Consider the following 15,355-nt stretch of genomic DNA (forward strand, 5'->3'; position numbering starts at 1 on the left):
TTTGCGGCACGAATTATGACATGCATTTTATAGTAAATGCTCAAAACACAAATAATGCAGGATATAAACATAAAAATTACAGATAGAGATGGTGTAACCCACGATGTAGTTGCGCCAACAGATATGGCTATGAATTTAATGGAAGTTGTAAGGTCTTACGAACTTGCTCCCGAAGGAACTATTGGAGTATGTGGTGGTATGGCTATGTGTGCTTCTTGCCAATGCTATGTTTTGAGTGAAACTAAATTACCAGAAATGAGTGATGACGAAGAAGCGATGCTATCTGAAGCCTTTGATGTTAAAGATACCAGCCGATTAGGCTGCCAAATACAAATCACTCCAGACATGGAAGGTCTAGAAGTCGAACTCGCTCCAGAAAGCTAAATACAAGTGACATTTTAGATTAATTTGGGTCTAAAATTTAAACATATTTGTTTAAATGACTCAATTCAAAATATTCAGGGATAAATTAGGACGCTACAGGTTTTTGTTTAAACCAAATAGCGAGCTAATCACCTTGACTAGCGAGCCTTATAACTCCATTTCTCTTTGCCTTCAAAATATTCGTTTTTTTAAAAAACACGCTTTTAACGATAGCTATTTCGTAAGACAAAAAGCTAGTTGTGGTAGTCACTATTTTACTTTTGAAAAACTATCTAATAGTGAATTAATTGCAACAAGTGAAAGCTTCTTAACTTTTAATGCAATGGAAAATATGATTACTTTCGTAAAAACTAGCGCCAAAGCAACAAAAATTGACGACTTTGTTTATGCAATATAAAAGTCTATTAAGATGTTTGGTAATCAATTAACTTACTTGGCCCTTCTAGAAGAACTCTAACAATTTGAAGTGTGCCATCTTCTTTTGTCGCAATTTGCCATTTAATTAATGAAATAGCTCCATTTTCAATCTCAATACCAGTAATGCTTCGTGGGTGCACACAGCTACCATCATTAAAAAAAGCAATATCTCCAGGTTCAGGAAAACGTGGCCTGTGGGTGTGTCCAACAATAGTCATTAAATTATTGTTTTCGGAAATCCATTTTTTAGTTCTACGTTCCACTTTTATTAGTTCTTTGTAGTTTTTAGCAGGACTTGTAGGGTCTGCAATTCCCATAACATTTAAGGGTTTCCAAAGTACACGAACCATAAACCGACTCCATTTCCAAAACAAGAAATTCCACCAATCTGCTTGATGCCCGTGGGTTAAAAACAACTCCTGTCCCGTCATGCAATGTTTCAAAACAAGCCCTTCATGGTATTTTATATCGCCAAAAAGTTCAACATCTTCTCCAACTTTTGCATCAAAATAAGTGGATAAATGTTTTTTTACATAATCTGGATTGCGATACACCATATCATGATTTCCCCATATCATATGCAATCTATCGCCCTTATGAAATAACTTCATAAGCATATACACATTTTTATGGGCATTTAAAATAGATTCAAAGGATAGGTTTTCCCAAAGCTCATCGCCATCACCCAATTCGCAGTACTGAAAGCCTTCTGCGTAATAATGCTTTAAGGCATGGAAATAGATATTTCTGTTATTGGCAAAATCATCAGCAAAACTATTATCGCCTCTATGGCAATCGCTAAAGAGAATAAATTTACTATCGCCATCAAAATCGATGACTTTAGCATTCTTGTAGGCGTTATCTAATCTTTTTTTGGATGAGAGCATCTTTTTTAAGTTTTAAGCTACTAGTCCTTAAGTTTGTCTAGGGCTACAGGTAAAATACGTTCAACAAATTTTGAATATGCTAATTTAGATGGGTGTAATCCGTCGCTAGCAACAAGTGCTGTATTCTCTAAGCCCATTCTTGTTATATCTGTAATATTTATATAAGAGATATTATTTTCGGTACAATAATTTTTAGCAAAGGTGTTGTAGGTGTCAATTTCAGCAGAAATAATAGGGTTTCCTCTTCCAAAAGGCGTATAAGCATAGTCAGGTATAGAAATAACAAGGACTTTGCTTTTTCTGTTTGCAGCAATACTTATAGCGGTATTTACTAATTCTGGAAACTCAGTTTCATATAATGAAAAGGGTTTGCCTTGATACTGGTTATTTACACCAATTAAAAGGCTTACTAAATTGTAATCATTAACGATATTTTCGTTATCAATGGCATTAATTAAACTTGTAGTTGTCCAACCAGTACGCGCTATAACTTTTAATTCAAAGGAAGTGTCAGACTCAAATTTAGTAACTAAGCTGTCTTTTAGCTGCTCAGGAAATCTACAGGTATCACAAACACTTGCGCCAATAGTATAACTATCGCCTAAAGCCAGTATTTTATAAGTTATTTGGGTTTGTTCTTGGTCGTCTCCATCATCACTATCATCTCCTTCATTACCATCCCCATTGTTATCATCGTTTTCTTCCTCAGTATCTGTAGGAGGACTTTCTTCCTCTATCTGTTCTATAATATCAATTCTATTTTCATTAACGTTACAGGTAAATAGCAAGCTAAAAAGTAGAATGAAAATAGGTGTCTTGTTTTTCATCTTTTTGATATAAAGATACAACTTCAATTTATGAGAATCAAAATCATAAAAAACGCCCCTTAAAAAGAGGCGTTTTATAGTTTTTGGAACAAAAAGGCGATTAATCAAAAAGAATTCCTCGACGCTCTGCGTCGGGGTTTCCATTGAAATTGTCATTCCCGTGAAAACGGGAATCTAAATATAAAATTTCGATTTTTGACCATTAAAGGTCAAAATGAAACGAACGAAATAACCCTATGGCTCTGCCTCGGGGATAGTTCGTTTCAAGAAATTTTTTATTGAAAGGCGTACTGCATCCCAAATGTTAAATTATAATTCTGTTTAAGTTGAATACCATTTAAGTCTTGGTAAAACGGTGTGGTAATTTCGGTAGCAAACCTTAAACCTTTTAAGCTACCATTAGCTACTAAATAATTTAGCCCAAATCCAGAATTTACAAAAGTCCCTCCAGAGTTTGTAGTATCAGCTGTAGTAACCATCATTGGGTTTAGTAATGAACTAGAACCGTTAATTTCATCAATAATAACGCCTTCTAATCGTACTGAAACACTTAAGTTGTTTCCAGCTTTAGCAGCAATCCAGTTGTTTAATTTATAACGATTTCCAAATTTATAATCTTGGTCATTATCATTTATATTAATCATTCCTGTAATTTGGTGTCCCCAAGAAAACGTATCACATTGGCCTAAATATGTTAACCCTAAATTAGCACCAAAAGAACCAGTTCCTAGTTGCATAGGGTAAGGTAGTTGTACTGCATTACCCATAGAAACAGGAAGCACATTTTTTTCTTCAATACTGCCTGTTGGTATAGAAACACCTACTTGAGCATGCAATGCTTTTCTGTTCTTATTAAAAATGCTGTATAAAGCATTTACAGAAACATCCCCTAAGCCTGAAGTATTCGTTTTAAACTGATTGCCATTACGCATTTGTAAAGTCATATCGTTTTCTAAATAGTTAGCCATAACCATTAAAGTGATTTTATCTGAAGGGGCATACATAACACCTAACATATGCATATTCATTACCATGTCTAAAGGGGCTACCATATAATTAGCATGCGCATCAGTGGTTGCAGCATCATCTGTACCTTGTCTTAATTGGCGCATGTCCATAGTCATGTAACGGTAAGAGAACATTAATTCGCCTTTATGGTGCGTATGGTCTCCCATTACAGAAATTGGCGCATGTCCATCTGGTCTGCTAGATGACCATTGGTTTGATTCTGATTTCGATTTGTTTTGCTTGTGCTGCTCATGTTGCGCGTATGTAAATGTAGTTGCAATACACAGTATTGCAATGATTATATGTTTCATTGAGTATTTAAATTAATTGTAAGTGTAATTATTTGGGCGTTACCACAAGGGTCGCGCTATCCATTTGTAGTTTTGGCTCGATGCTCGCCTCGCCAAAAGCTATCATTACTATCGCTAACGCAAAGGCGTCATAAATATATAATGTAGTTGTAAAATTAAACTAAATCTGGTGGTTGAAACGCACTATTATTATAGCTGAAATCGTAGATTTTTTGATAAAAATAATTTTGATTTTTTACTGAAGCACTATATGATAAAGCATTTGGTATTTTTAAAATAGTAACAAAACCGATAGGATAATTTTCTAATGAAATTGATAAAGCAGATAAAGGCTCTTGTTCTTGTTGCTTTTTAATTTGTTTTACTAAGTGGCATTTACCATTACATTGTAGTTCGGGTTTGTCTTTATTAATACATAAAAACTCAGCTATATAGTCTTGATTAAGCACATATTCAACATATGGCTGAATAGGTCTTAACATGGCAATTAAGTATAAAAAAACTAATAATATAGCAGTTACTCTGTGCAACGATCTAATTTTGGGCAAATATAGATTAAGTTGATAAACTAAAAACCGACTTGTACTCTATTTTTTTGAGGATATTAAATAACTTTCTACTTACTTAAAAGCATTAAGCCCCGTAACATCCAATCCTGTAATTAATAAATGGATATCATGAGTGCCTTCATAAGTAATCACACTTTCTAAATTCATAGCGTGTCGCATGATAGAATACTCTCCTGTAATTCCCATACCTCCAAGCATTTGTCTCGCTTCTCGTGCAATATTAATAGCCATATCCACATTATTACGTTTTGCCATAGATATTTGAGCCGAAGTGGCGGTACCATTTTCTCGCATTACACCTAATCTCCAAGCTAAAAGTTGTGCTTTTGTAATTTCGGTAATCATTTCAGCAAGTTTTTTTTGTTGCAACTGAAACTGTCCAATAGGCTTCCCAAATTGCATACGCTCTTTGCTGTATCGTAAAGCAGTATCGTAACAATCCATAGCGGCGCCAATAGCACCCCAAGCAATACCGTATCTTGCAGAATCCAAACAACCTAAAGGCGCACCCAAACCAGATTTGTTTGGTAGCAAATTTTCCTTAGGAACTTTAACATTATCAAAAATAAGCTCGCCTGTTGCCGATGCACGAAGCGACCACTTATTATGTGTTTCTGGCGTAGAAAACCCTTCCATATTACGTTCAACAATTAATCCGTGTATTCTACCCTCTTCATTTTTAGCCCAAACCACAGCAATTTCACAAAAAGGCGCATTACTAATCCACATTTTAGCGCCATTTAATAAATAGTGGTCTCCTTTGTCTTTAAAATTGGTAGTCATGCCTCCTGGGTTGCTTCCGTGGTCAGGTTCTGTTAAACCAAAAGAACCAATCCATTCTCCAGATGCTAGTTTAGGTAAATATTTATTGCGTTGAGCTTCGTTGCCATATTTCCAAATAGGATACATGACTAAAGACGATTGTACAGATGCTGTACTACGTACTCCAGAATCCCCACGTTCAATCTCTTGCATAATCAACCCATAACTGATTTGGTCTAAACCTGCCCCACCATATTCCATAGGGATGTATGGTCCAAAAGCGCCAATCTCTGCTAATCCACCAATAATTTGCTTTGGGAATTCTGCTTTTTGAGCATATTCCTCAATGATAGGAGAAACATCGCGTTTCACCCATTCTCGGGCAGCATCACGCACTAATTTATGCTCGTCTGTAAGTAACTCGTCTAGGTTGTAATAATCGGGTGCTTCAAATAAGTCTGGACGCATAAAGATTGAATTTAAACGTGTTTTAAATAAAATAATTAATGAAATTAGATATTTATTATCAAATTATCATTTTTAACGCTCAAATTTAATTAATCTTTATTGATTTCATTACATTTTCAAATAGAAATCTTTAGTCAAATTGATGTAATCTTCAGTGTATTGATGTCTTTCGGTTTCAATTATTAAAGATTCAGTAATTATTTCACTTTCGTGGAAAGAGAACTCGATGAGACTTCGTTTTATTTCTGAAGTCGGATTGCCTTTAATATGAAGTTTTCTATTTTGGAATAACTTGTAGTTTGAAGCTAGGTTTGAAAAATGAGATTCTTCTTTAAAAGGAATAACAACAGTAAAAATACCATTTTTAGAAAGCAATTTAGAAACACTTTCTAAAAGATGTTCAAAAGGCATGGCGTCTTGAAAGCGTGCTAAATCTCTTTGTTCGTTGTCTGTTTTGTAATCTTCACTATAAAAAGGAGGGTTACAAACTATTAAATCATATTTATCTTCAATCTCATTTACAAATTCTTTTAAAGAAGCATGGTAACAGAATAATCTATCTCCCCAGGAGGATTTCTCAAAATTATCAACACACTGCTCATAGGTATTATCATCTATTTCAATTGCGTCAATTAGTTCAGCATGACTTCTTTGAGCTAACATTAAAGATAGAAGCCCTGTACCAGCACCAATATCTAAAACAGAAAACAGATTGTCCTTAACAGAAGCCCAAGCACCCAATAATACACCATCGGTGCCAATTTTCATGGCACATTGGTCTTGATTAATGGTGAATTGTTTGAATTTGAATGGTTTTATCATAGTAAATTCCAAATACGAAATTCCAAAATCCAAGTATCTCTAGGATTTGTTTGTTGTTGTCATTCCTGCGAAAGCAGGAATCCATATTTTTATTTTAAGTTCAATTTATAAGATTCCTGCCTTCGCAGGAATGACAAATAATTTACAGATATAAATCTATCAACCCCTCAGGTGTTTCAACAAAAATGGTTTTATTATTTCGATCAACTTTCAAAATAAATTCATCATTCATAGGAATTAATATTTCAACACCATCTCTATCAATCTCAAAAAGCGATTGTGCAGTAGCATCATTTATAGCTTTAATAACTCCTACTTTACCAAAGTTTTTATCCTCAACTTTAAAACCAATAACTTCATGAAAATAAAATTTATCGCCTTCTAACTTTGGTAATAAGTCTAATGGTAAATACAAACCACTCTTCATAATAGCATCGGCATCTGCTTCTGTATCTACATCTTCAAACTTGATACGTAATAACTCCGATTTATGCAATTGTGAGCTCTCAACAAAAAACGGCACCAGATTATTTCTTAGTTCTAAAAAAATAGCATCCAAGTGTTCGTATATATCTGGTTGATCGGTATCTAATTTAGCAAGTACTTCTCCCTTGAAACTATATTTTTTCACGATTTTACCTAAGTAAAAACAATCTTCTATTTTCATTTAATTAATCAATTAACTTTACAAAAGTATTAAACAATATTCATCTTCTTTAAAAGAAACGATGCATTCATATTTTGACAAATTCCTTTTTTTAATTTATAATCAAAATGAAGTTCATCGTTAATAATTTCGGCATCAAAATAATAATTCTTAACAGCATCTAACGCATTCTCAATTTCACACAAACTTAAATCGTGGGTTGCTATTATTCCTGTAGCATTTGAAGCCACTAATTTTTCAACAAATTTTTTAGAACCAATGGCCTTATCTGTGCTATTTGTTCCTTTTAGAATCTCGTCTAAAACAATGAAATAAGGTTCTTGCTCAATAGCATCTACAATATGTTTTAAACGCGTCAATTCTGAAAAGAAATACGAACTATCATCGGTCAAAGAATCTGAAGTTCGCATACTAGTTATTAATTTAACTGGTGTATAATTGCTCGTTTCTGCACAAATTGGCAAGCCCACATTAGACAAAACAATATGTAATGAAACTGTGCGTAAAAAAGTACTCTTCCCTGCCATATTAGCACCTGTAACTATAAAAAATTGTTCCTTGTTTATTAATAAGTCACTACTTATCCTTTTTTCTTTATCTAACAAAGGATGTCCTAAATTTTGAGCATTTATAACAGCTTGATTTTTGGCTATTTTTGGGAATACATAATCGGGATGATTAAATGCATAATTACCTAAGGAATTATATGCATCGAAAAAAGATACGACTTCAAACCAATCGGATACTTTATCTTCATATAGCGCAATCCAATTCTCAATTTGGTAGCTATTCTTGATATCGGTTAAAAACAATCCATTACCAAAAATGGCACCAATTAAATTATTTCTATTATCTAGCGCATCCAAAGCCTTTGAAAATTGCTTAAAAATATCTGATGCTTTTTTATCTCCAGATTGAATCTGTTGCTGTTTTTGATTCAATAAATCTGAAGAAAAAGATTCGTTTTCTATTAGGTCTAATAAATTGGCATATTGCCTAAAAGTATCTCGAACCTTATCTGTATTTGTAGCCAACAGGCTTATCTTTTTAAGATAAATACCCGTAATCCCTAAGCCAAGTAGTAGCCAATAAGCAATTAATGATGGTATGCTTATAACCTCTAATATTGTTAGTACGATAATGATGATTGATGCTACCCCAAAAGCCGTTGGCATCCAAGACATGGCTTTAGGCAAAAATGTTTTATGTGCTTTTAACCAACTAATAATTTGCTTTGCGGGTGTTTCAACAATAACCAAATTAGAGGTTGCCGAATAATATTGTCGCCATTGAGGTTTTGAAGCCAATTCCTTTATAGCGCTTTGTCGTAAATCAATATCATTAATGTTATTAGCTTTTAACGCTTTGGCTAAAACGTTAGTTCCTTCTTTAATGGTTGTTCTATTTATAAACTGAAAAAACGACCCACGACCAAACAAATCGATATCTAAGGAATAAAAGTGGTTAGGGTCTTGAAATTGCAAACCCTGATCTCTGTCAAGAAAATTACCAGACGCCACTTTAATTTCATCTTTATTTATATCCACAAGCGCTTTATTAAAAGCTCTTAGTCTTTTAATATCGGTGTATTTTGATAATAAATAAATAAATACTGAAACCCCTACAACTCCTATTATTAAAGCAATTTGCCACCATTGAAAAAGTAGATAAACACCAAACCCTGTAACTATAAAAACACTCAAACGAAGGAAACTTAGTACTGTCATTTTTTTATAAAGACGCTGCGCTTCAGATTGGTATTTTTCTAAATGCTTATGGTAATAGTCTATAAAATTCATTCTGATGATGATTGGGTGTAAAGAAACAAAAAAGCCCTGAAATACTTCAGAGCCTATTTAAAATTATACTTATTGTTTTTAATGCCTTGGCAAAAAACAGTTAATTCAAGTGCCTTAAAAATTAACTTTTAATAAACTTTTTAGTGATTATGCGATTACCTCCTTCTATTTGTAAGAGATACAAGCCGTTGCTTAAAGATTCAACATTGATAGGAAAGTTAAAGTTTTCTTTAACTTCTTTAATCATTTTCCCTCTAATATCCACAATCTTGATAGAAGCTAGATTAATGTTCTGTGAAAATTTAATTTTTAACTGACTGGATACTGGATTTGGATATACAGTAATAGCTTGTACTAAACTATTTAGGTCTTCAACCCCAAGTATTTGCACAAAGTCACAAACAGGCGTAGATTGATTATAAGCGGTATCGTTATTTGTTTCCCAGTTACTAGCTGTGTTTAAAAGTGTTCTTAAAGTAGCAACATCTGTAAAATTACTGCAATTCCCTGTAGATACCCTAGCATTATCTACTTCTGGGTTTATTGAAATTGAATTTGTCCCATCTGTAAATACAGAAGGCTTAGCAGAAGTTGTTGCCGATGTGGCATCAGCGTCCCAACTACCATTCATATGAATGGCTGCTATAAAACCTGATTGATTAGCGTTAGATGTTGGTATATTAGCAGGATTATAAGCAAATATTTGGTCTCCACCTGTTGCCAAACTTAAAGCCGAACCTGTTAAATTTCCTGCTAGCAGACCATCTTGATCCCTTGCTTCAAAAGGGTCGGCACTTATAATAATCTGAGTGCCTTCTGCATAATTACTAGTAAATTCTAAAGTACATGTGTTTTCTCCAGACCTAAATCCTCCCGTTGAAAACCATCCATTTTCTGTAAAGGCAATTTGCTCTTTATCTAATACATTTCGCAAAAGCACAATAGTAAAAGCATCCACTGGACCTGAAGGGGTATTAGTACTCGTTTCACAACCATAAGCTGAAAATGCGATATCTCCAAGTGACCATTGTGCATTTAGGTTAAAGGTTAAAGTAAAAATAAATAGAAAAAATATTTTTTTAATCATGATATAAAAGTTTAAAGGTTAAAAAATAAAAGATGCATTTTAATACATTTTTTATTTATTAAATTAGTTTCGAGGAGGATAAATACCGTTTATACAAATGCAGTAATTAAGCGCTAAAAATGGTTGCATATTGTTTATAGGTTCACCTACCCCTGTATTGCTTGTTAGCATACTTCCGCTAACTGGTGCGTTAAATGCAGAAAGTGACGTATCTGCTGCACTACTAGCTGCGTAAGCTCCCGAATTATTTGCCAAAATATTCCCTTCTGACTCATCAGTAGTACCATCATCATTTACAGCAGGAATACTAACACCTGCATTAATGTTTTTCCCAGTAAAATCTATATTATGACTATGTGTAGGCATTTGTGTTATATTTAACACATTAGTTTCACTGCCTCCTTTAGCACCCAGCTTATGATTTGACAAACCTGGACCTGTACCCTGATTTATAGGTGTACGCCCTCTTAAGTCTGGTAACCCAAATGTGGTTCTTCCGTCTCCACCATATGTGGTTCCTAATAAAGAAAATAGTGTTTGATATTGCGATATTGGTAATAATTGCCCATTACAAGGCAACCAATCTCTAGGCGTAAAACCAAATGCAAATGCTTGAACAGTTCCAATGTACTCTTCCATAAAATTAGATTTTAAGTTAAACAAAAAATCTATTAAATAGCATTAGGGAGGAGAGAAGTCACTAATATAGCTTTTTTATTTCACAGTTCAAAAGTTTTTCTTACAAATTACAAAAAATACTAAATATAGTCTATGTTTGTAAACAGCGTAACTCTTTTAAACAAAAAAAGCCCTGAAATACTTCAGAGCTTATATGTTTTATCAATTAGTTTTTAATCTCTTCCTCCAAATACTTGAAGTGCCCAATACACTAGAGATGCCAGTGCACCTAAAGCTGCTACAAGATATGTTCTTGCCGCCCATTTAAGCGCATCTTCGGATCCAGCATATTCTTGCTGAGATACCATGTTTTTATTTTTTAACCAAGCTAGAGCACGATTACTAGCATCGTATTCTACAGGCAATGTGATAAAACTAAATAAGGTTGCAAAACCCATCATGACTAAACCTGCAACAGCTACGTAATAACCAAAACCAAGTCCTGCAGCGGCTCCTAACATTAATCCACCTATAACGACCCATTGAGACATTCCCGAAGTTACGCTTACTACTGGCACTAATGCAGAACGCATCTTTAACCATTCGTAAGCTTGAGCGTGTTGCACTGCATGTCCGCACTCGTGAGCCGCCACTGCTGCTGCTGCTGCGTTACGTTGATTGTAAACCGACTCACTTAAATTAACTGTTTTGTTTTTTGGGTTATAATGGTCTGTTAATTGACCTGGTGTAGAAATAACCTCAACATCATTAATACCATGATCTGCTAACATTTTTTCGGCAATTTCTGCCCCACTCATGCCATTACGTAGCTGAACTTGTGAATACTTTTTAAACTTACGCTTTAAAGTGCTACTCACTAACCAGCTAACTAAGGTAATAGCTCCAATTAATATATAATATCCTATCATTTTTTAAATTTTTAATTCTGAAATAAATATAGCAATAATTACACCAATATTTAACGCTGAAAGTTTGTCAGTCGTATTAATTAATTCTTACCGTATTTAATTTTAAAATAAAGCAATAGAAAAGAAGAGACAACTGTTATAATATTTGCAAAAATCATAGATGGGCTTTCCAATAAAATACCATATACCAACCATGCTACTATACCAATAAAAAAGATTATAAGCATGGGTAATGACAAGCTAGAAACGTCTTTTGTTTTCCAAGTTTTATAAACTTGTGGTAAAAATGCTCCTGTGGTTAAAATGGCTGCAATAAAGCCTATAATTTCTGTATAATCCATACTATATAAATATGGTATCTAACCAAATTCATTATATGGGTCGTAAGGTACACCAGTAAATTCTAAAACATCTATGTCGCCATCATCATCATAATCTACTTCAACTTGATAAATAAACTTAGCACTATCAACATCTATAATTTTATAAATAAGCACCAGTACCTCCCCAAAATAGAGACTTATTTCATCCCCATTTAACTCCCATTCTAAACCGGTTGATGACAATGCACACTCCGCGCAAATATCGCAATTTGTAACAACCCGTTCTTCAAAATCAAATTCTTTCCCTTCAGAATTATAGAACTGAAACAAGTCTTTTTCACAACCATCAGTATGTTGGTATTGAAATACCTGATCGTTTATTTTTACAGTATCATAAGCCCATGAGCCAATTATAGCTTCCAGAAAATAAGCTTCTCTTGGATCTGTTTCCTGTTCATTACTAGTATCATCACTAGACGAGCAAGCTAAAAAACTAAAAACAATAAAGTAATATGCTATTTTTCTCATTTGTTATCCTACAATATTTACAATCTTCCCAGGCACCACAATCACCTTTTTAGGGGTTCGACCTGCTAATTGTTCCTTTGTTTTTTCGTGTTCTAATACTGCTTCTTCAATGGCGTCTTTACTCATATCTAAAGGCAGTTCCATAGTAAAACGCATTTTTCCATTAAATGAAATCGGGTAATTCTTGCTGCTTTCTACCAAATGGCTTGCATCAAACTCTGGGAATGGTGCTGTTGAAATAGACTCGTTATACCCCAACTGACTCCATAACTCCTCAGCAATATGTGGCGCATAAGGCGAAATTAAAACCAATAAGGGTTCTAAAATATCCTTTGATGTGCATTTTTGAGCTGTTAATTCATTAACTGCAATCATAAAAGTGGACACCGATGTGTTAAACGAAAAGTTCTCAATATCCTCTTGAACTTTTTTAATGGTTTTGTGTAATGTCTTTAGATTGTCTTTTGTTGGTGTAGCGTCTGAAACTTTCAATCCGTTATCATCGGCATATAATTTCCAAAGCTTTTTAAGGAAACTGTGCACGCCAGTAATACCTGCGGTATTCCAAGGTTTGTATTGTTCTAAAGGGCCTAAAAACATTTCGTAAAGACGCAAACTGTCTGCACCATAATCTGTGACAATGTTGTCTGGATTGACAACGTTGTATTTGGATTTGGACATTTTTTCGACTTCGCGCTTTACTTTGAAAGTGCCATCTTCTTCACAAATAAACTCAGCATTTTTATATTCTTCTCTCCAGTTTTTGAAAGCTTCAATATCTAATTCATCGGATGAATTTACAAATGACACATCTGTATGAATTGAATTAAATCCGATTATGAGGTCTGGTTTTCCTATTTTATCTACAATCAAATTCACTGAATCAACAACTTTATTAGTATCCTTAGAACTAGAAATAATATCAGCTACCCCTTTCGAAACATAAACATTGGGATAATCATTAACTCTATAAACAAAAGCACTAGTCCCCAAAATCATTCCTTGGTTAATCAGTTTTTTAGCATACTCATCAACAGGGACAACGCCTTTATCAAACAAGAATTTTTGCCAAAACCGCGAGTATAATAAATGCCCTGTGGCATGCTCGCTTCCGCCTATATATAAATCTACATCTTGCCAATAGTCCATCGCTTCTTTTGAAGCCATTTCATTTTGGTTATCAGGATCCATATAGCGGTTAAAATACCACGAACTTCCTGCCCACCCTGGCATGGTGTTTAACTCTAATGGAAAAATCGTTTCGTTATCAATCAAATCATTTGAAACCACTTTATTATTTATGGTATCCCATGCCCAAACAGTGGCATTCCCTAATGGCGGTTCGCCAGTTTCGGTTGGCAAATACTTTTCAACTTCTGGGAGTTTTATTGGTAAATGTTCTGCATCAATCATTTGTGGCATCCCATTTACATAATACACAGGAAAAGGTTCTCCCCAATAACGCTGACGACTAAATACGGCATCACGCAAACGGTAATTGGTTTTTCCTTCACCTTGCCCCATTTGCTCCAATTCGTAAATAGCACGTTTGGTGGCTTTTTTATAATTCATCCCGTTAAGAAAATCACTATTTGCAATAACGGTTTTGTCTTTATCGGCAAAGGCTTCTTCAGAAATATCTACCCCTTCAAAAATATTAGGAATTGGAATATTAAAATGTTTTGCAAAATCATAATCACGTTGATCTCCAGATGGTACAGACATAACAGCTCCAGTTCCATACCCAGCCAATACGTAATCGCCTATCCAAATAGGGATAGGTGCTTTTGTAAACGGATGTTCTGCATAAGCCCCAGTAAAAGCTCCTGTTATGGTTTTTACATCTGCCATTCTATCGCGTTCGCTTCGTTTTGCTGTAGCTGCTATATAAGCTTCAACTTCGGCTTTTTGTTCTGGTGTTGTAATTTTTGAAACTAGATCGTGCTCTGGTGCTAAAGTCATAAAACTAACACCAAAAATTGTATCAGGGCGGGTTGTAAAAACTTCTATTTTATGAGATGCTTCGACAAGCTCAGCATGACTATCGTTTTCATTGTTGGCTAAAACATTAAACGATACACTAGCTCCTACCGATTTCCCAATCCAGTTACGCTGGCTCTCCTTTAAAGAATCGGTCCAATCAATTTTATCTAAACCTTGAAGTAAACGTTCTGCATAGGCAGAAATTCGCATACTCCATTGGGTCATTTTTTTTCTAATTACAGGATGCCCACCACGTTCTGAAACGCCATTTACTATTTCATCGTTTGCTAAAACCGTTCCTAAAGCTGGACACCAGTTTACCTCCGTTTCAGCCAAATAGGTTAAACGGTATTGCAATAAAATTTGTTGTTGCTTTACCGAGTCAAAACCGTTCCATGCTTCAGCAGAAAATGGTTCAATATTATCGTCACAAACAGCATTCACATTTGCATTCCCTTCCGAAGAAAAAATACGTTCTAATTCTGAAATATCTTCCGCTTTATCACTTTCATTATTATACCACGAGTTGAACAATTGAATAAAAATCCACTGCGTCCATTTATAATAACTTGGGTCTGAGGTACGCACCTCACGAGACCAATCGAATGAAAATCCTATTTGATCCAATTGACGACGATAGGTTTTAATATTTTCAGCGGTAGTAATTGCAGGGTGTTGCCCTGTTTGAATAGCATACTGTTCAGCTGGCAACCCAAAACTATCGTAACCTTGTGGATGCAACACATTAAATCCTTGATGACGTTTATAACGCGCATAAATATCGGAAGCAATATACCCCAACGGATGCCCAACATGCAAGCCCGCACCACTTGGATAAGGAAACATATCCAAAACATAATATTTTGGTTTATCGCTATTATTTTCGGCTTTAAATGTTTGGTTCTCTGCCCAATATTTTTGCCATTTGGCTTCTATCTCGTTGAAATGGTATTTCATTATAGTATT

Annotated in this window: 16 protein-coding genes; 2 read left to right on the forward strand and 14 right to left on the reverse strand. The window is 34.5% G+C overall.

The annotated features are described in order from the left end of the window. Positions 1-54: 54 nt before the first annotated feature. Complete coding sequence (locus tag Q0739_RS10140; RefSeq protein WP_298238615.1) at positions 55-384, forward strand: 2Fe-2S iron-sulfur cluster-binding protein; 330 nt, start codon at positions 55-57, stop codon at positions 382-384. 55 nt (positions 385-439) lie between these two features. Further along, positions 440-781, forward strand: a complete 342-nt coding sequence (locus tag Q0739_RS10145; RefSeq protein WP_298238616.1) for a DUF1508 domain-containing protein — start codon at positions 440-442, stop codon at positions 779-781. A 7-nt stretch (positions 782-788) separates the two neighbouring features. On the opposite strand, the gene Q0739_RS10150 is transcribed toward Q0739_RS10145, so the two are convergent. The 14 genes from Q0739_RS10150 to Q0739_RS10215 form a co-directional block, all read right to left on the reverse strand. Beyond that, positions 789-1,688, reverse strand: a complete 900-nt coding sequence (locus Q0739_RS10150) for a metallophosphoesterase family protein (protein ID WP_298238617.1) — start codon at positions 1,686-1,688, stop codon at positions 789-791. Positions 1,689-1,708: 20 nt separating this feature from the next. Then, entirely contained in the window at positions 1,709-2,515 is an 807-nt protein-coding gene (locus Q0739_RS10155; RefSeq protein ID WP_298238618.1) for an SGNH/GDSL hydrolase family protein, read from the reverse strand. Positions 2,516-2,790: 275 nt separating this feature from the next. Further along, positions 2,791-3,834: a transporter gene (locus tag Q0739_RS10160; protein WP_298238619.1), complete on the reverse strand. Its 1,044-nt coding sequence runs from the start codon at positions 3,832-3,834 to the stop codon at positions 2,791-2,793. Between the two features lie 155 nt (positions 3,835-3,989). Next, a complete protein-coding gene (locus Q0739_RS10165) occupies positions 3,990-4,316 on the reverse strand; it encodes a hypothetical protein (RefSeq protein ID WP_298238620.1) in 327 nt (108 codons plus the stop codon). A 138-nt stretch (positions 4,317-4,454) separates the two neighbouring features. Beyond that, positions 4,455-5,633, reverse strand: coding sequence for an acyl-CoA dehydrogenase family protein (locus Q0739_RS10170; protein ID WP_298238621.1), 1,179 nt, complete (start codon positions 5,631-5,633; stop codon positions 4,455-4,457). A gap of 108 nt (positions 5,634-5,741) precedes the next feature. After that, positions 5,742-6,455, reverse strand: a complete 714-nt coding sequence (locus Q0739_RS10175) for a methyltransferase (protein WP_298238622.1) — start codon at positions 6,453-6,455, stop codon at positions 5,742-5,744. Positions 6,456-6,597: 142 nt separating this feature from the next. Further along, entirely contained in the window at positions 6,598-7,122 is a 525-nt protein-coding gene (rimM, locus tag Q0739_RS10180; protein ID WP_298238623.1) for a ribosome maturation factor RimM, read from the reverse strand. 29 nt (positions 7,123-7,151) lie between these two features. After that, positions 7,152-8,921 carry a DNA mismatch repair protein MutS gene (locus Q0739_RS10185; protein WP_298238624.1) on the reverse strand — a complete coding sequence of 590 codons (1,770 nt, stop codon included), beginning with the start codon at positions 8,919-8,921 and terminating at the stop codon, positions 7,152-7,154. Positions 8,922-9,042: 121 nt separating this feature from the next. Then, positions 9,043-10,008 (reverse strand): T9SS type A sorting domain-containing protein, encoded by a 966-nt coding sequence (locus Q0739_RS10190; RefSeq protein WP_298238625.1) that lies wholly within the window; start codon positions 10,006-10,008, stop codon positions 9,043-9,045. A 63-nt stretch (positions 10,009-10,071) separates the two neighbouring features. After that, a complete protein-coding gene (locus Q0739_RS10195) occupies positions 10,072-10,647 on the reverse strand; it encodes a tail fiber protein (protein ID WP_298238626.1) in 576 nt (191 codons plus the stop codon). Between the two features lie 212 nt (positions 10,648-10,859). After that, complete coding sequence (locus tag Q0739_RS10200; protein ID WP_298238627.1) at positions 10,860-11,555, reverse strand: zinc metallopeptidase; 696 nt, start codon at positions 11,553-11,555, stop codon at positions 10,860-10,862. Positions 11,556-11,635: 80 nt separating this feature from the next. Beyond that, positions 11,636-11,896 carry a SemiSWEET transporter gene (locus tag Q0739_RS10205; RefSeq protein WP_298238628.1) on the reverse strand — a complete coding sequence of 87 codons (261 nt, stop codon included), beginning with the start codon at positions 11,894-11,896 and terminating at the stop codon, positions 11,636-11,638. Positions 11,897-11,914: 18 nt separating this feature from the next. After that, positions 11,915-12,406, reverse strand: coding sequence for a hypothetical protein (locus tag Q0739_RS10210; protein WP_298238629.1), 492 nt, complete (start codon positions 12,404-12,406; stop codon positions 11,915-11,917). Positions 12,407-12,409: 3 nt separating this feature from the next. After that, entirely contained in the window at positions 12,410-15,346 is a 2,937-nt protein-coding gene (locus Q0739_RS10215) for a class I tRNA ligase family protein (RefSeq protein ID WP_298238630.1), read from the reverse strand. Between the last annotated feature and the right edge of the window lie 9 nt (positions 15,347-15,355).

Source organism: uncultured Algibacter sp., from assembly GCF_947487605.1.
Taxonomy (GTDB): domain Bacteria; phylum Bacteroidota; class Bacteroidia; order Flavobacteriales; family Flavobacteriaceae; genus Algibacter_D.